The organism is Pseudomonas sp. NPDC089741 (assembly GCF_044748825.1).
Lineage (GTDB): Bacteria > Pseudomonadota > Gammaproteobacteria > Pseudomonadales > Pseudomonadaceae > Aquipseudomonas > Aquipseudomonas helmanticensis.
The window spans coordinates 1-15,227 of sequence record NZ_JBIVGT010000016.1 but is presented as its reverse complement, the minus strand read 5'-3'; the positions used below and the strand labels follow the sequence as shown (position 1 = coordinate 15,227).

Below are 15,227 nucleotides of genomic sequence, written 5' to 3'. Positions count from 1 at the left end.
ACACGGACACTGTAGGAGCTGCCCAAGGCTGCGATCTTTTGATCTTGATCTTATAAAAACAACATCAAAAGATCGCAGCCTTCGGCAGCTCCTACAGGGGTCAGTCCAGTTGCGCTAATGCCACCCGCAACCGTGCGGCACTCTCGCGCTGACAATTAAGCTGCACCCGCGCAAGCCCGAGCCAATCCGCCATCCGCCGCAAATTCAGCGCCAGCGCCAACATCCCGTCCGCATCCAGCCCCGGCACCTCTTCGTGCAGCGCATGCACCGCCAACCGCCCCGCCGCTCGCTCGGCACGCACATCCACCCGCGCCGCAATCCGCTCGTTGTGCAAGAACGGCAACACGTAATAGCCGTAAACCCGCTTGTCCTGCGGCGTATAGATTTCCAGCCGATAGCGGAAGTCGAACAACCGCTCGGTGCGGCTGCGCTCCCAGATCAACGAGTCGAACGGCGACAACAACGCACTGGCAACCACCTTGCGCGGGACTTTTGGCTCCGGCAGGCAATAAGCAATCTGCCGCCAACCGGCGACTTCGCACATCTGCAACTGCCCGGCCTCGACCAGCTCCGCCAAGCGTGGTCGCGCATCCGCCGGGTTCAGGCGAAAGTAATCACGCAGGTCTTTTTCCGTGCCGACGCCCAACGCCTGCGCCGCATGCAACAGCAACCCACGCTGCGCCTCGGCCTCATCGGGCAACGCTTGCTGCAGGATAGAAGAAGGAATCACCCGCTCCGGCAAATCGTACAACCGCTCAAACCCACGCCGCCCCGCTACCGTCACTTCACCGGCGGCGAACAACCACTCCAGCGCATGCTTTTCTGCGCTCCAGTCCCACCAGGGCCCGGCCTTGTCTTCACGCGTCGACAGACTGCCGGCACCCAGCGCGCCCTGCTCTTCAACCGAACTTAAAACCCGACGAACAACGTCCTGCTGCTCACGGCCGAACTTTGCCAGTTGCTGATAGATGTCCTCACCACGTTTGGCCCGCTGCATGCGCCAGCCCATCAATGGGAACATCGACAGCGGCAACAACGACGCCTCATGCCCCCAATATTCAAACAACGAACGACGACGCCCCGAACTCCAGGCAGCCTGGTCGAGCAAATCAGCGGAATAGGAACCGAGACGGGAAAACAGCGGCAGGTAGTGCGAGCGCACCACGGCGTTGACGGAGTCGATCTGCAACAGCCCCAGCCGTTCGATCAGCCGGTTGAGGTGTGGCGCCTTGACGGTCGGCGGCTGGCGCCCGTTGAACCCTTGGGCAGCCAGCGCCAGACGTCGTGCCTGTTTGAGGGAAAAGGATACTGTTGCGGGCATGAGCATCTCCTTGTCTGCTCGCAACCTACCTCACCTGAAAGTGGTTTGTGTAGCACTGGCGCCATCATTTATGCATCGGGTCATCCCAGAACGGCCGCACGGCTTCGTGTTCAACGTCGGCACGACTGACCCCGATGTCCTTCAACGCTTCGTCACTCAGACTGGCGAGCAACTCGCGCTCACGGTGCAATTCATACCAGCGGCTAAACTTGTGCAGCAGATCGGAAACGATATGGCCGTGGCCGGAAAATTTGTCTTCGTCTACATACTCTCTTTGACCTTTCATCGTCTTGCCCTCCTTGTGGATGGCTCAAGTCTCGCCCTGGCGTTAAGATCAATCCAACGAATGTTTCTGATGGCATGCATCACGGAGATTCATCAATTGTCGGCCTACCCCAGTATCGATACCGATGTTCTGCGCACCTTCGTCGCGATTGCCGATCAGGGCGGTTTCACCCGCGCCGGCGAGATGGTCAACCGCACGCAGTCGGCGGTGAGCATGCAGATGAAACGTCTGGAAGAAGACGTGTTGCAGCGCCAGCTGTTCGAGCGCGACGGACGCCAGGTGCGCCTGACTGCCGAAGGCCAGGTGCTGCTCGGTTACGCGCGGCGCATCCTCAAGCTGCACAGCGAAGTGTTCAACACCCTGCGCGAGCCACACATGGTCGGCACGGTGCGCATCGGTACGCCAGACGATTACGTCATGCGCTTTCTGCCAGGGATCCTTTCGCGATTCGCGCAGTTCTACCCGCTGATCCAGATCGAAGTGCATTGCGAGTCGACCAAGCAGCTGTTGCAGCGCACCGATCTCGATCTGTCGATCGTCACCCGCGAGCCGGGCAACGAGATCGGCCAGCTGTTGCGCAAGGAGCGTTTCGTCTGGGCCGAGGCGCAAAACTTCAGCGCCCATGAGCAAACGCCGCTGCCCTTGGCGATGTTCAACAGTGATTGTTTCTGCCGTTTGTGGGCGTGCAATGCGCTTGATGCCATGGGCCGCGATTACCGCATTGCCTACAACAGCACCAGTTTGTCGGCGCTGATGGCCGTGGTCAGCGCCGGTCTGGCGATCACCGCGCAACTTGAAAGCCTGATCACCCCGGACATGCGCATCCTCGGTGCCGATGAAGACCTGCCGCTGTTGCCGGAAGCCAGCATCATGCTGATCCGCAACCTCAACAACCCTTCGCCGATCACCGAATGCCTGGCCGAGCATATTGTCGAAGGCTTCAAACTTTAAACGCGAGCATCACCGCACACAGCACCAGAAAACCGCAGAACAGCCCACGCAGCAGCCGTTCCGGCATGGCGTGGGCGACCTTGACGCCCCAACTGATGCTGGCCAGACCACCGATGGCCAGCGGCAGACCGATCATCCAGTCAACTTCGTGATGCACGGCGTAGGTCACCAGGGTCACGCCGGTACTTGGCAGCGCCAGCGCCAGTGACAAGCCTTGCGCGACGACCTGCGTGGTGCCGAACAGGCTGGTCAGCACGGGCGTCGCCACCACCGCCCCGCCGACCCCGAACAAACCGCCCATGGTCCCGGACGCCGCACCGAGCACACCCAGCCACGGCCATGAATAACGCATCTCGGACGTCGCTGCCGGTTGGCGGCCGAACATCTTCAACAGGTTGTACGTCGACAACACCACAAGGAACGCGACGAAACCGATGCGCATGGTTTGCGCATCGATGCCGACCGCCCAGATCGAGCCGATCCAGGCAAAGCAGAACCCCATCAGCGCCAGCGGCAGCGCGTGACACAACTCGATGCGATTGCGCTGGTGATACCGCCACAGCGCCAGCATCACGTTAGGCACGACCATGACCAGCGCGGTGCCTTGGGCGATCTGCTGATCCAGGCCGAACCACACGCCCAGCAACGGAATGGCGATCAAACCGCCGCCGATACCGAAGATGCCACCGAGTGTGCCGAGCGCAGCGCCGAACAACAGGTACAACAAAAACTCCATCACAGCCGAATTCCTCTCACGTCAGGCGATTCATCCTACGCAGTCATGGCTGGCGGGGAAACGCACAGCAACGCACAATGGCTATGCCAATTTCGCACAAGCGCATAACTCAACATGAACCCTAATCAGTTGACCGATCAACTCGGGCTGTTTCTCGATGTATTGGAGAGTGGCAGCTTTTCCGCCGCTTCGCGCCGTCATCCGCTGACACCTTCGGCGGTCGCGCGACGTATCGATAGCCTGGAAAGCGCGGTCGGCAGCCAGTTGTTCATTCGCAGCACTCATGCCGTGCTCGCCACGCCGGCCGGTCTCGCGTTTGCCGAGCGGGCACGACGCATCGTTGCCGAACTGCAACTGGCCCGCGCTGAAGCGGTGTCGCTGAGTAGTGCGCCGGAGGGCCTGATTCGCATCGATGCTCCGGCAGCATTCGGGCGGCGACATCTGGCGCCGGTGATTGCCGATTTCCTCGTTCTGTATCCGGGGCTGGATGTGCAATTGCACTTGATCGACAGCTTCGTCGATATGGCCGGTTCCAATCTTGGCAAAGTCGATCTGGTCCTGCGCGCAGGGCAAATGGCCGACACCCGGTTGGTCGCGACACCGCTGGCAAGCATGGTGCGGATCGCCTGCGCCAGCCCCGACTACCTCAAGCGCCGAGGCGTGCCGAGCGTTCCTGGGCAATTGAGTTCACACGACGGGCTCGACTGGGACGGACTCGCCCCACCGTTCGCCTGGCGTTTTGAATTGAACGGGCAAATGCAACTGCATCGCCCGGCGCGGATCCGCATGAGCGCCAATAACGCCGAAGCACTGGTCTGCGGCGCCCTCGCCGGATTGGGCATTGCGCACCTGCCGACGTGGCTGGCCAGTGAATACCTGTTACGCGGCGAACTGCTGCCGCTGTTTTGCGAAAGCGGCCTGCCCAACCCTGAGTCCACCGGCATTTATGCATTGCGCATGGAACAGCAGAAGAATTCGCGCAGTCGCTTGTTGCTCGAGTATCTGAAAAGCCGTTTCAGCCCGGTGCCGCCGTGGGATCTGGCGCTACAGCGAGATTTGGGCCGGCACTGACGCTGGAGAATTATCTGGCGCATTAAACATTCGGGCGCTAAATTCATGACCATCACCGATCAAGGCTTTGCTATGACCTCCGAGCGCAATACCCCCGACATTTGCGAAGAACTGCTGCTGGACAACCAGGCCTGCTTCGCCCTGCATTCCACTTCGCTGATGATGACCAAAGTCTACAAGCCGCTGTTGCAGGCGCTGGGCCTGACGTATCCGCAGTACCTGGCGATGATGGTGCTGTGGGAAAAGGATGGTTTGACGGTCGGAGAGATCAGCGCAAAGCTGCTAACTGATCCGGGTTCGCTGACGCCGCTACTGAAACGCCTGGAGGCTGAAGGTTTGCTCAGCCGCACGCGCAGTCGCGAGGATGAGCGGGTAGTCATCGTCGAATTGACCGAACAGGGCCGAGCGCTAAAAGACCAGGCGCGCACTGTTCCCCCTTGCATCCTCGGCGCCAGCGGCTTCACGCTGGAACGCCTGCAAAATCTGCAATCGGAGCTGCAGGCCCTGCGCAGCCACCTGCAACAAAGCCTCGCCTGAATCCACTCTCCCCCCTGTAGGAGCTGCGGCACACTGCGATCTTTTGATCTTAAAAAAGCCAAGGTCAAAAGATCGCAGCGTGCCGCAGCTCCTACAAATGTTTCAGCCACTCTCCATAGCGCTTCCTGCACTTATCGAATCATTTTTAAAAATTTATCTTGCGCGCCAAATATTAGCGCGATACATTTGCCTCGTACTTACTTAGCGCGCAAACAATTAGCGCGAAATATGACACTCAACGAGGCTCACACCATGCAAACTCTCTACACCGCAATCGCAACCTCCACCGGCGGCCGTGATGGTCGTGCGATCTCCAGCGACAACATTCTCGACGTCAAACTCGCCACTCCGAAAGAGCTCGGCGGTGCCGGTGGCGCAGCGACCAACCCTGAGCAGCTGTTCGCAGCCGGCTATTCGGCCTGCTTTATCGGTGCGCTTAAATTCGTTGCCAGCCAGACCCAACGCAAAATCCCCGACGACGCGTCGATCACCGCGCACGTCGGCATCGGCCAGATTCCTGGCGGCTTCGGTCTGGACATCGACCTGCACATCAGCCTGCCAGGCCTGGAACAAGCCGATGCGCAAACGCTGGTCGACGCTGCCCACCAGGTCTGCCCGTACTCCAACGCCACCCGTGGCAATGTCGATGTACGCTTGCACGTCACCGTTTAAAGTCACACCCATATCCCAATGTAGGAGTGAGCCTGCTCGCGATAGCGGTGGTTCAGTCGATGAAGATTGTTGACTGTGCTGACGCCATCGCGAGCAGGCTCACTCCTACAGGGGATCTGCGGCGTGACACAAATCACAGGCACAAAAAAGCCCGACTCAATGGTCGGGCTTTTTCTTTCCGCAAAAAGCAGTGCTTATTTGGCACGGCCTTTGTAGGAACCGCCTTCGCGGGTGTCGATTTCGATCTTGTCACCGATTTCGATGAAGTCAGCAACTTGCAACTCAGTACCGTTGGCCAGCTTGGCTGGCTTCATGACTTTACCGGAAGTGTCGCCGCGAGCCGAACCTTCGGTGTAGTCAACTACGCGCACGATGGTGGTCGGCAGCTCTACGGAAACCAGACGCTCTTCGAAGAAGATCGCTTCGCAAACATCGGTCATGCCTTCTTCAACGAAAGGCAGAACGGCTTCGATGTCTTCAGCGTTCAGCTCGTACATGGTGTAGTCGGTGGTGTCCATGAACGTGTAGGTGTCGCCGCTGATGAAGGACAGGGTCGCTTCTTTGCGGTCGAGGATCACGTCGTCCAGTTTGTCGTCAGCGCTGTAAACGATCTCGGTCTTGTAACCGGTCAGCAGGTTTTTCAGCTTGGTCTTCATGATCGCGCTGTTACGGCCCGACTTGGTGAATTCAGCTTTCTGAACCAGCCAAGGATCGTTCTCGAGACGGATCACGGTACCGGGTTTCAGTTCTTTACCAGTTTTCATTGCGAATATCCGAATTTGGATGGGATTTACAAAAATCTAGGCCGCGTATCATATCCAATTTAGGTAAAACTGTACCAGCGCTGCGGCAAGATCGGCCTGCAAGCCTTGTTCCAGACACCATGCTTCGGCATTTTTGTGCAGTTCTGGCCAATGATTACGGGCTACGAGCCAGTGTTCAGCAATCGGCAGACCGGCATTCCATGCGCGCCACAAACCGTTCGTCGCCTCGGCAGCGGCCGGGGACAGGCCTTTTGTGTAGAGCGCGAGGAACGCGTCGAGCTTGTCCAGATGGATGTCTTCGTCCTGCTGATAGATGTGCCAGAGCATCGGCCGCCCTGCCCACTGCGCGCGGACAAACGAATCTTCGCCGCGCACCGCGTTGAAATCGCAGCACCAGAGCAAATGATCGTATTGATCCTGTCGGACGAACGGCAGCACTTGCACGGTCAATGCCTGACGCACATGAAGCGCCCCGACGCTCAGGGTTTCCACCCCGAGCCAGCGCGCTACATCACCGAGGATCCGCCCTTCCGGCACCAGCAGGTGAGTCGGCATGGCATCCGCCGCCAAGACATCCAGCCAACTGGCCAGCCCGGCATTCTCGTAGGCAAACAGCGAAATCAGCTGTGCATCGGCCGCGCGATCGATCCCCAGCCCTTGCAGGAATTGTCGCTGCGCTGCGCGATCGTGTTGAAACTGCCGACGCTGATCGAGCAATCCTCGCTCGCGCAGCAGGCCTCCGGTACCCGGCTGAAATCCCGGGAAGAAGAAAAACTTCTGCACCGATTTGTATTTGACCGACGGCAAACCGTGACAACCGATCACCCAGTCTTCGGCACTCAAGTAGTCAAGGTTCATCCACAGCGGCGGTTTTTCCCGCTCGGCCATGACGTCCATGTAATCACTCGGCAGTTGGCAGGCGAATGCAGCAATCACCACATCAGCAGCCTCGGTGTGCACCCAGTCACTTGGCCAATGGCGAACTTCAACGCCCTGTTGCCATTGTTGCGCGACATCGATGTCGATCTCGGGGCAGAGACGCTCGAATGCGCGCAGGTCATCGACCCACAAACGCACCTCCAGTGCGTGTTCGGCGACCAATTGCCGGGCCAGGCGCCAGGTCACACCGATGTCGCCGTAGTTGTCGACCACCGTGCAGAAAATATCCCAGCGGGTTTTCGGTTGCAGCATTCAAGACTCCCGTTGGCAAAAGCACCGATTGTCCGCATAAATGACCTCGTGCAGAAGAGCCGACGAGGATTAATCTTCGTGCGACAATCGCCACTTGCCCGCAATCATCCGCCAGGAGGCAGCCATGCCCTACCGTCCCAATCCGCGTCGCCCCTTGCCTGTTCAGCTTAGCGCGCTGCACCTGACCGGCAGCATTGCCTTGGGCATGTGGCTGGGTTTCCTCGCCATCGCGCTGACCTGCTGGCTGCTTTCCCGCTTTCTGTTCACTGAACAACTGGCGCCTGTCGCTCAGGCGGTGCAGCAACTGGCCAAGCCGCCGGCGGCCGCGCAAGTGCAACCGGATATTCCGCCGCAAAGTCCGCTGTTCGACCAGTACGAAGAAAACCTGCGCAAGAACGAACAGCAGGCTCGACTCGATCAGGCGCGCAGCAGCTCGCGCAATCAGTCGAACCCGAAATGCCAGTTCTGGCTGCAACAGGATCAGACGGCTCCGAGCGAAAAAAGCCGCGCCAACGTTTTACAATTCTGCGATTGATCATGAACAAGCACATCGTCCACCAACTGATTCTCGACAAACTGCGCGTTGACCTCGACATCGCCGAGCGTGCCGCGCAGACCGCCTACGAAACCGCGACTCACGAAGAGAACATTGCCGAAAACAAATACGACACGCTGGGCCTGGAAGCGTCGTATCTGGCAGCGGGGCAAGCAAAACGGGTCGAGGAAATTCGGCAGTCACTGGCGCTGTGCCAGAACCTGACGCTGCGTGCCTATGACGAAAACCGCGGAATCGAGATCGGCGCCCTGCTCGGCCTTGAAGACGAAAAGGGTCGCGAGCAATGGCTGTTTCTGGCGCCGGATGCGGCAGGCCTGAAAGTCGATGTGGTGGGTCAGCCGATTACCGTCATCACCCCACGCTCGCCGCTGGGCAAAAGCCTGCTGGGCAAGTTCGAAGGCGATGAGGTGGAGATTCTGGTGGCAGGCACCCGGCAACAGTTCGCTGTCACCGAGGTGCTCTGAAACAAGTGCTTAGTGAACCGGCAGTTCGACGCCGTCGAACAGCTCTTCCAGCTCTTGCTTGTTGTGGCACTGAATGGCTTTGGCCATGACTTCGCGGGTCAGGTGCGGGGCGAACTTCTCGATGAAGTCGCACATGAAACCACGCAGGAAGGTGCCGCGACGGAAACCGATCTTGGTGATGCTCGACTCGAACAGTTCGCTGGCATCCAGCACCACCAGGTCGCTATCGAGTTTGGTGTCGACTGCCATTTTCGCCACGATGCCCACACCCAGGCCCAGGCGCACGTAGGTTTTGATTACGTCGGCGTCGGCGGCGGTGAACACCACTTTCGGCGTCAGGCCGCGATGACTGAAGGCTTCGTCGAGTTTCGAACGGCCGGTAAAACCGAACACGTACGTCACGATCGGGTATTCGGCCAGCGCTTCGAGGGTCAGCTTCGGCAACTTGGTCAGCGGATGCCCCTGCGGCACGACCACGCAGCGGTTCCAGCGGTAGCACGGCATCATCACCAGATCGCCGAACAGTTCCAGCGCTTCGGTGGCGATGGCGAAATCGACGGTGCCATCAGCGGCCATTTCAGCGATCTGCATCGGCGAACCCTGGTGCATGTGCAGCGCGACGTCAGGGTATTGCTTGATGAAATTGCTGATCACCGGCGGCAATGCATAACGCGCCTGGGTATGCGTGGTGGCGATCGACAGGGTGCCTTTCTTCTCGTTGGAGAATTCCTGGGCGATCTGCTTGATGCTTTCGACCTTGCGCAGAATCTCGCCAGCGGTGGTGATGATGCGCTCGCCGGCCGGCGTGACGCGGGTCAGGTGCTTGCCGCTGCGGGCAAATACTTCGACGCCGAGTTCGTCTTCGAGCAGACGGATTTGTTTACTGATGCCCGGTTGCGAGGTGTAAAGGCTTTGGGCTGTAGCGGAAACGTTGAGGTCGTGGTGCGCCACTTCCCAGATGTAGCGCAATTGTTGAAGCTTCATATGAATCCCTCAAAGCAGGTAGACGCCACGGGCATCAGCGACGGTATATAACTATATTAATGGTTTGAAGAATAAATCTAGAACTTTTTTGTCAAAGTGCCATTATTCTGCTTCAGCGATCCTCACTGCGCCGACGCTCAACCAGTGGCACTAGATAAACCGGCACCTTCGATAACTGCAGAACCCGCGCCGCCGTACGCCCCAACGGCGTTTCCGCGCCCACCCCGTGGCTATGACTGCCAACGATCAGCAAGTCGACAGAGAGCTTCTGCACCTGGTCGAGAATCACCTGCGACGGATCGCCCTGCAGCACGCGCACCGCGCGAATGCGCTGCAAGTCTTGTTCGCCTTCATCACCCAATTCTTCACGAAAGCTTTCCAGCACCCGCTGCTCAATATTGGCGATGACTGTTTTCAGACCCTGGCTATGAAATTCGTTCAATGCCTGCTCATCGAGATAGCTCTGCAACACCGATTCGGCGAACAGCCCCATCGGCTCCACCGCGTGCACCACGTACAGGTCAGCATTGAACGTTCGCGCCAACGCCAAGGCATGCTGCATCACTAACGGTGCGTACAGACCGAGGTCAGTGGCATACAGCATCGAACGAATCATATGACCTCCTCGCAAGCCAACATGGCGGAGATTTGATTCAGCTTAGCAGTGCCTTGGCGAGTACGACGTGCGGCGCAACGTCTTGAACCACAGGGCTTTAGACCGACGGTTCGTTGCTGATGCCGTGCGGTACATGACCCGTGGCGACCACTTCACGCGCCAGTTCGCAGTGGCCGGCCTGATCATCGAAGAACACGTCAGCGGCGAACGCTTCGAGAAACGCCGATTTGGTCAGGCCGCCGAGGAACAGTGACTCGTCGAGACGGATGTCCCACTCGCGCAAGGTGCGGATCACCCGCTCATGCGCCGGTGCCGAACGCGCGGTGACCAGCGCCGTGCGGATCGGGCAGTCATCGTCAGGGAATTCGCGCTGCAACAGATTGAGTGCTGCGAGAAAGCCTTTGAACGGCCCACCACGCAACGGCTCGCGCGCCGCTTCACGCTCCTTGGCCTGGAACGCTTCGAGCCCGCCTGACTGATAGACACGCTCCGACTCGTCGGAAAAAATCACCGCGTCACCGTCGAAAGCGATACGCAATTCGTCACTCGCGGCACGGCTGGCGCCACCGGAGAGAATGGTTGCCGCAGCGAAGCCGGCGTCCAGCGCCGCGCGCACATCTTCCGCATGGGTGGAAAGAAACAGGTCGCAACCAAAGGCTTTCAAATAGGGATACGGACTGCGCCCGCCAACGAACGCCGCACGGCAAATCGCCAGGCCGTAATGGTGAATCGAGTTGAACACGCGCAGCCCGGTGTCGGCGCTGTTGCGCGAGACCAGAATCACTTCGACCCGCGCGCGACCGAGGCGACTGTTAAGGTTCAGGAGTTTTTCCACCAGCGGGAAGGCATCGCCGGGCGCGAGGATTTCGTCTTCGTGCTCGATCTGATATTGCCGATAGGCTTCGACGCCGCTCGACAGGTAGACCTTGTGGCTCTCGCTCAGGTCGAACAAGGCGCGCGACGAAATCGCCAGCACCAGTTTGTCATCGATGTTCTTGGCCATGCTTTCCCCCAGAGCGACCGACTCAAACGTTGCGTCGGTCGATAAAACACAAATTGCGGTACAACGCTTCAATACGCGGCAGCTCACAGCCTGCCGCTTTCGCCGCCGCCAGTGGCCGGGCGTAAATCGCCTCCAGCTCAAGCGGTCGTTTATGCAACAAATCGTGGTACATGCTCGGCCAGTAGTCGGGCATTTTTTCAGTCATCGTGAACAGAAATTCGGCATAGCCGGGCGGCACTTCCAGACCACAGGCCTTGGCGCCCTGCACCACCTCGGCCATCAATGCCTGGATCGATGCGCGGCTGTCGGCATCGGCCATCAACGGTGTGGTGCTGGCACCGAGCAACACCGATAGACCGTTGTAGGGAATATTCCAGACCAGTTTTTGCCAGCGTGCCTGATGCAGATTGGGCATTGCCTGGGAGTCGAGACCGGCACTGCGGAACAGCCCGGAACCTTGCTCGACAATCGCCATGCGCGCGGCGTCATCGGCGGCCGGGCCGCTGTGATAACCGACATTGACTGCGCCGAGCGCCTGATGGGTGATCAGGCCAGGGCCATCACGATGCACGCAGATCAGGCACAGCCCGCCGAGCAAATGCAGGGAATCGGGCAACAGCGCGCGCAGACTGTCTTCGACATCCAGACCGTTCTGCAGTAACAGCACTTTCGCATCCGGCTTGGCTGCTTGAATGATTGCCGGCGCCAGATCAGCGTTGCTGGTGGTTTTTGCGCCGACCAGCAGCCAGTCACACTTGGGCATGTCCTCGGCTGCCGAATAGGCTTGCGCCGGATTCAGCGTCAGTTGGCCATGCACCGCGCTGTTGACCTGCAATCCGCGCTCGGCGACTGCCGAGAACTCGCTGCGCAACAGAAAGTGCACATCGAAGCCGGCACGCGCCAGCATCACCCCGTAAAACCCGCCAATTGCCCCGGTACCAATAATCCCCACCACCGGTTTATGCACTGCCCCCATCATGGCAACTCCTCTGCAATTCGACCCAGTGCCTGCGCCAGCGCCGCGTTCAGCGCATCGGCCGTCAGGCGTGTGTGCAATGCCCCAAAGAACTCGCCGTCGCGCACTACAAACAGCGCCGGCAAATGAAAGACCTGATAACGCTCGACCAGCCCGCCGTTGTCGCCGGCATCGATCCAGCACAGGCGATCGATGGCCAGTTCGAGCCCCGGCAACACCTCGCGGGCATAACGACAACTGGCGCAGCCGACGCTGGTGAAAATCACCAGGGAAACGCCGCTCATCGCCAACAGCCGTTGGTCGGCGTCGAAATCGGTCAGTGCGGATTCGACCACTATACTGGGGGAAACAATGTCAAATGGCCGACACAGGGAGTCTGTGCTCATGGGACGTTTCATTCCTCATCCGGACGAGGTGCCGGTTGAATTAACCTTGCTCAAGCCTGAGTGTATTTCCAGGCAACAGTTGCACACTATCAGCCTCGGCGGCATCGCTTGCAATTACCACCGTGCCTGGCGTCATGGCACGGCGCTGCAAGTGCGCATGCCGACGCTGAATGCCGACATCTGTTATCCGGGCTACGTGGCGTGGTGTCTGCGGCGTAAAAAAGGTTATCTGGTGGGCATCGCCTTCACCGATGAGCAGACGCTGTTCAGCGCGCGAATGGGTGAGCAGGTGTGTCAGATCGAGCGCTTCTGCCGCATGAATGACGCCCACGATGACCTGCACGATATTCAGGCGCTGGCCCTGCAATGGGTCGAGCAACACGCCGACGAGTTCTCCCATGACAGCGTGCGCAAGGCTTTCGCCCAGCCGGTGCTGGACTGACGCTGTTCTCTAAACAGTTACATGCCCATTGTCGAGCAGGCGCCTAACGCGCTAAGGTTCCGCTCCCCGACGCGCTTAAATCTGCTGTGCTCCGCCGCGCGGGGATCGCTGGCGGCCGGCACCCGTGACCTGACGAGTAAACGATGGCTGATTTACCGATCAACGACCTAAACGTCGCCTCTAACGAGACCCTGATCACTCCTGATCAGCTCAAGCGTGATATCCCTCTGAGCGACGCCGCCCTGCGCACCGTCACCAAGGGCCGCGAAGTCATTCGCAACATTCTTGATGGCACCGACCACCGTCTGTTCGTAGTGATCGGCCCGTGCTCGATCCACGACATCAAGGCTGCCCACGAATACGCCGATCGCCTCAAGGTGCTGGCGGAGGAAGTCTCCGACACCCTGTATCTGGTCATGCGTGTGTATTTCGAGAAGCCGCGCACCACCGTCGGCTGGAAAGGCCTGATCAACGATCCGTATCTGGACGACTCGTTCAAGATCCAGGACGGCCTGCACATCGGTCGCCAGTTGCTGCTGGATCTGGCCGAAAAAGGCCTGCCGACCGCCACCGAAGCCCTCGACCCGATCTCCCCGCAGTATCTGCAGGACCTGATCAGCTGGTCGGCGATCGGCGCGCGTACCACTGAATCGCAGACGCACCGTGAAATGGCTTCCGGCCTGTCCTCGGCTGTCGGCTTCAAGAACGGCACCGATGGCGGCCTGACCGTGGCGATCAACGCTCTGCAGTCGGTGTCCAGCCCGCACCGTTTCCTCGGTATCAACCAGGAAGGTGGCGTGTCGATCGTCACCACCAAAGGCAATGCCTACGGTCACGTGGTGCTGCGCGGCGGTAACGGCAAGCCGAACTACGATTCGGTCAGCGTTGCCCTGTGCGAACAGGCGCTGAACAAGGCCAAGATCAAGCCGAACGTGATGGTCGATTGCAGCCACGCCAACTCCAACAAGGATCCGGCCCTGCAACCGCTGGTGATGGAAAACGTCGCCAACCAGATCCTCGAAGGCAATCAGTCGATCATCGGCCTGATGGTCGAGAGCCACTTGAACTGGGGCTGCCAGGCGATTCCAAAAGACCTCGCCGACCTGCAATACGGCGTGTCGATCACCGATGCCTGCATCGACTGGTCTGCCACCGAGACGACGCTGCGCAGCATGCACGCCAAGCTCAAGGATGTGCTGCCGAAACGTCAGCGCAGCTGATCGACGTTTCGCAGGCATAAAAAAACGCCGGGCATTGCCCGGCGTTTTTGTGCGTGCGGTTCAGATCTTCGCGGCGCGGCGCTGATGGCGCTCCATGTAGCGCTCGACGTAGGAGCACGACGGGATCACCGTGTAGCCCATTTCTTCGGCGTATTGCAGCGCGCTTTCGGTCAGCGCGGCGGCAATGCCCCGGCCACGCAGTGCGTTGGGCACAAACGTGCGATAGATATCCAGGGTCTGTTTCCCCAGATCCATATAGGTCAGGTAGGCACGATGACCGTCCACATTGGTCTCGAACTGATGACCAGCCTGGTCATGGTGGATGGACAACGCCTCGCTCATCACTACTCCTCGCGGGTCTTGGATTCTGACCCCTACCTTACCGATGTTTTTCCGGCGAAGGAACATCTACGCCACCCCGTGCCTGTTGGACACCGAGAAGAGCCACACCGATCTCGCGCAACCGAGCACCTGATAAATAGTAGGCACCATTGGCGAAAATGCTCAAGGTGCGCTCGTCATCAAGCGAGTTGACGGGGGGTTGCTCCGATGGACGCAGGGGTGGCGTGGGAGAAGATCTTCCCGGGCCGCTCACCTGAACATTGCCGGATGTTGAGACTTAAGACGTGCGACCTTTTTTAAAGTCACCTCAACATGGACAAAGATAAGCGAAGCAGCGCGCAAAATCGGAACAAAAGTATGGACGAATTCATTTAGACAGACTTTAGCCAAGACGGCAAAAACAGCACGGCACAACGGGAACTTTTTCTCATTAACTCGCTCTGCGCGGGGCTTGCAGCTGGGTATTTTTTAAACAACCCAGTTAAAAGTTGCTCGAAAAAGAATCAGCAACTACAATTTTTTTTGCTTCTTGCGCTACGTCAGTTTACTTACTACAAGTAATGGGTAGTATGTACGCCGGCTATTTCCTCAATCGGAGGAGACAGCCACTTAATTGAAAGTCCGTGCCGGGGCACCCGATGAAGACCGGTCTGCTAGTCGCTGCTCTGGCTCGGGCCGCCGGTCTGGCGGCCGGGGGCCGCTGCGCCGC

At 59.1% G+C, this 15,227-nt stretch carries 19 protein-coding genes; 8 read left to right on the top strand and 11 right to left on the bottom strand.

Annotated features, from left to right (window positions below; all coding sequences use genetic code 11):
- Positions 1-100: 100 nt before the first annotated feature.
- Positions 101-1,321, bottom strand: coding sequence for a winged helix-turn-helix domain-containing protein (locus ACIPZE_RS16710; RefSeq protein WP_400773966.1), 1,221 nt, complete (start codon positions 1,319-1,321; stop codon positions 101-103).
- A 64-nt stretch (positions 1,322-1,385) separates the two neighbouring features.
- Positions 1,386-1,607: a DUF1127 domain-containing protein gene (locus ACIPZE_RS16705; protein ID WP_129394902.1), complete on the bottom strand. Its 222-nt coding sequence runs from the start codon at positions 1,605-1,607 to the stop codon at positions 1,386-1,388.
- A 96-nt stretch (positions 1,608-1,703) separates the two neighbouring features.
- On the opposite strand from ACIPZE_RS16705, the gene ACIPZE_RS16700 reads away from it, so the two are divergent.
- Entirely contained in the window at positions 1,704-2,558 is an 855-nt protein-coding gene (locus tag ACIPZE_RS16700; RefSeq protein ID WP_174823975.1) for a LysR substrate-binding domain-containing protein, read from the top strand.
- On the opposite strand, the gene ACIPZE_RS16695 is transcribed toward ACIPZE_RS16700, so the two are convergent.
- On the bottom strand, positions 2,548-3,297 hold the full coding sequence (locus ACIPZE_RS16695; RefSeq protein WP_283438901.1) for a sulfite exporter TauE/SafE family protein: 750 nt from the start codon (positions 3,295-3,297) through the stop codon (positions 2,548-2,550). The genes ACIPZE_RS16700 and ACIPZE_RS16695 overlap by 11 nt on opposite strands.
- Positions 3,298-3,408: 111 nt before the next feature.
- On the opposite strand from ACIPZE_RS16695, the gene ACIPZE_RS16690 reads away from it, so the two are divergent.
- The 3 genes from ACIPZE_RS16690 (at position 3,409) to ACIPZE_RS16680 (ending at position 5,574) form a co-directional block, all read left to right on the top strand.
- On the top strand, positions 3,409-4,365 hold the full coding sequence (locus tag ACIPZE_RS16690) for a LysR family transcriptional regulator (protein WP_283438902.1): 957 nt from the start codon (positions 3,409-3,411) through the stop codon (positions 4,363-4,365).
- Positions 4,366-4,437: 72 nt separating this feature from the next.
- Positions 4,438-4,902, top strand: coding sequence for a MarR family winged helix-turn-helix transcriptional regulator (locus tag ACIPZE_RS16685; RefSeq protein WP_283439473.1), 465 nt, complete (start codon positions 4,438-4,440; stop codon positions 4,900-4,902).
- Positions 4,903-5,154: 252 nt separating this feature from the next.
- On the top strand, positions 5,155-5,574 hold the full coding sequence (locus ACIPZE_RS16680) for an organic hydroperoxide resistance protein (protein ID WP_283438903.1): 420 nt from the start codon (positions 5,155-5,157) through the stop codon (positions 5,572-5,574).
- Positions 5,575-5,768: 194 nt separating this feature from the next.
- Here the strand turns inward: ACIPZE_RS16680 and ACIPZE_RS16675 are convergent, their stop codons facing one another.
- Complete coding sequence (locus ACIPZE_RS16675) at positions 5,769-6,338, bottom strand: elongation factor P (protein WP_007908599.1); 570 nt, start codon at positions 6,336-6,338, stop codon at positions 5,769-5,771.
- 48 nt (positions 6,339-6,386) lie between these two features.
- Complete coding sequence (gene earP, locus ACIPZE_RS16670; RefSeq protein WP_400773961.1) at positions 6,387-7,529, bottom strand: elongation factor P maturation arginine rhamnosyltransferase EarP; 1,143 nt, start codon at positions 7,527-7,529, stop codon at positions 6,387-6,389.
- 124 nt (positions 7,530-7,653) lie between these two features.
- Here earP and ACIPZE_RS16665 point away from each other — a divergent pair, with 124 nt between their 5' ends.
- Both ACIPZE_RS16665 and ACIPZE_RS16660 read left to right on the top strand, forming a co-directional pair.
- A complete protein-coding gene (locus ACIPZE_RS16665; protein ID WP_129394907.1) occupies positions 7,654-8,064 on the top strand; it encodes a hypothetical protein in 411 nt (136 codons plus the stop codon).
- A 2-nt stretch (positions 8,065-8,066) separates the two neighbouring features.
- Positions 8,067-8,549, top strand: a complete 483-nt coding sequence (locus ACIPZE_RS16660; protein ID WP_400773958.1) for a transcription elongation factor GreAB — start codon at positions 8,067-8,069, stop codon at positions 8,547-8,549.
- A 9-nt stretch (positions 8,550-8,558) separates the two neighbouring features.
- On the opposite strand, the gene cysB is transcribed toward ACIPZE_RS16660, so the two are convergent.
- From cysB to ACIPZE_RS16635, 5 genes are all read right to left on the bottom strand, one after another.
- Complete coding sequence (cysB, locus tag ACIPZE_RS16655) at positions 8,559-9,533, bottom strand: HTH-type transcriptional regulator CysB (protein WP_008079948.1); 975 nt, start codon at positions 9,531-9,533, stop codon at positions 8,559-8,561.
- A 112-nt stretch (positions 9,534-9,645) separates the two neighbouring features.
- Positions 9,646-10,149 carry a universal stress protein gene (locus ACIPZE_RS16650; protein WP_053122288.1) on the bottom strand — a complete coding sequence of 168 codons (504 nt, stop codon included), beginning with the start codon at positions 10,147-10,149 and terminating at the stop codon, positions 9,646-9,648.
- 97 nt (positions 10,150-10,246) lie between these two features.
- On the bottom strand, positions 10,247-11,152 hold the full coding sequence (locus tag ACIPZE_RS16645) for a 5'-nucleotidase (RefSeq protein ID WP_400773956.1): 906 nt from the start codon (positions 11,150-11,152) through the stop codon (positions 10,247-10,249).
- A gap of 22 nt (positions 11,153-11,174) precedes the next feature.
- Positions 11,175-12,131, bottom strand: a complete 957-nt coding sequence (locus ACIPZE_RS16640) for a putative 2-dehydropantoate 2-reductase (RefSeq protein WP_283438908.1) — start codon at positions 12,129-12,131, stop codon at positions 11,175-11,177.
- Positions 12,128-12,514: a co-chaperone YbbN gene (locus ACIPZE_RS16635; protein ID WP_129394911.1), complete on the bottom strand. Its 387-nt coding sequence runs from the start codon at positions 12,512-12,514 to the stop codon at positions 12,128-12,130. Before ACIPZE_RS16635 ends, ACIPZE_RS16640 begins: the two co-directional genes overlap by 4 nt.
- Between ACIPZE_RS16635 and ACIPZE_RS16630 the strand changes: the two genes are divergently transcribed.
- Together ACIPZE_RS16630 and ACIPZE_RS16625 are read left to right on the top strand one after the other, a co-directional pair.
- Positions 12,513-12,956: a PilZ domain-containing protein gene (locus ACIPZE_RS16630; RefSeq protein ID WP_129394912.1), complete on the top strand. Its 444-nt coding sequence runs from the start codon at positions 12,513-12,515 to the stop codon at positions 12,954-12,956. The two genes, ACIPZE_RS16635 and ACIPZE_RS16630, sit on opposite strands and share 2 nt — an antisense overlap.
- 143 nt (positions 12,957-13,099) lie before the next feature.
- Positions 13,100-14,176 (top strand): 3-deoxy-7-phosphoheptulonate synthase, encoded by a 1,077-nt coding sequence (locus ACIPZE_RS16625; protein ID WP_129394913.1) that lies wholly within the window; start codon positions 13,100-13,102, stop codon positions 14,174-14,176.
- Between the two features lie 60 nt (positions 14,177-14,236).
- On the opposite strand, the gene ACIPZE_RS16620 is transcribed toward ACIPZE_RS16625, so the two are convergent.
- A complete protein-coding gene (locus ACIPZE_RS16620; RefSeq protein WP_003226804.1) occupies positions 14,237-14,518 on the bottom strand; it encodes a GNAT family N-acetyltransferase in 282 nt (93 codons plus the stop codon).
- Between the last annotated feature and the right edge of the window lie 709 nt (positions 14,519-15,227).

Bases quoted from the DNA above. Each gene is read 5' to 3' on its own strand.
- earP (WP_400773961.1), bottom strand. From the start codon at position 7,529: ATGCTGCAACCGAAAACCCGCTGGGATATTTTCTGCACGGTGGTCGAC.
- ACIPZE_RS16705 (WP_129394902.1), bottom strand. From the start codon at position 1,607: ATGAAAGGTCAAAGAGAGTATGTAGACGAAGACAAATTTTCCGGCCAC.
- ACIPZE_RS16635 (WP_129394911.1), bottom strand. From the start codon at position 12,514: ATGAGCACAGACTCCCTGTGTCGGCCATTTGACATTGTTTCCCCCAGT.
- ACIPZE_RS16660 (WP_400773958.1), top strand. From the start codon at position 8,067: ATGAACAAGCACATCGTCCACCAACTGATTCTCGACAAACTGCGCGTT.
- ACIPZE_RS16650 (WP_053122288.1), bottom strand. From the start codon at position 10,149: ATGATTCGTTCGATGCTGTATGCCACTGACCTCGGTCTGTACGCACCG.
- ACIPZE_RS16640 (WP_283438908.1), bottom strand. From the start codon at position 12,131: ATGATGGGGGCAGTGCATAAACCGGTGGTGGGGATTATTGGTACCGGG.
- ACIPZE_RS16630 (WP_129394912.1), top strand. From the start codon at position 12,513: ATGGGACGTTTCATTCCTCATCCGGACGAGGTGCCGGTTGAATTAACC.
- ACIPZE_RS16685 (WP_283439473.1), top strand. From the start codon at position 4,438: ATGACCTCCGAGCGCAATACCCCCGACATTTGCGAAGAACTGCTGCTG.
- ACIPZE_RS16690 (WP_283438902.1), top strand. From the start codon at position 3,409: ATGAACCCTAATCAGTTGACCGATCAACTCGGGCTGTTTCTCGATGTA.
- ACIPZE_RS16710 (WP_400773966.1), bottom strand. From the start codon at position 1,321: ATGCCCGCAACAGTATCCTTTTCCCTCAAACAGGCACGACGTCTGGCG.
- ACIPZE_RS16620 (WP_003226804.1), bottom strand. From the start codon at position 14,518: ATGAGCGAGGCGTTGTCCATCCACCATGACCAGGCTGGTCATCAGTTC.
- cysB (WP_008079948.1), bottom strand. From the start codon at position 9,533: ATGAAGCTTCAACAATTGCGCTACATCTGGGAAGTGGCGCACCACGAC.
- ACIPZE_RS16625 (WP_129394913.1), top strand. From the start codon at position 13,100: ATGGCTGATTTACCGATCAACGACCTAAACGTCGCCTCTAACGAGACC.
- ACIPZE_RS16680 (WP_283438903.1), top strand. From the start codon at position 5,155: ATGCAAACTCTCTACACCGCAATCGCAACCTCCACCGGCGGCCGTGAT.
- ACIPZE_RS16665 (WP_129394907.1), top strand. From the start codon at position 7,654: ATGCCCTACCGTCCCAATCCGCGTCGCCCCTTGCCTGTTCAGCTTAGC.
- ACIPZE_RS16675 (WP_007908599.1), bottom strand. From the start codon at position 6,338: ATGAAAACTGGTAAAGAACTGAAACCCGGTACCGTGATCCGTCTCGAG.
- ACIPZE_RS16645 (WP_400773956.1), bottom strand. From the start codon at position 11,152: ATGGCCAAGAACATCGATGACAAACTGGTGCTGGCGATTTCGTCGCGC.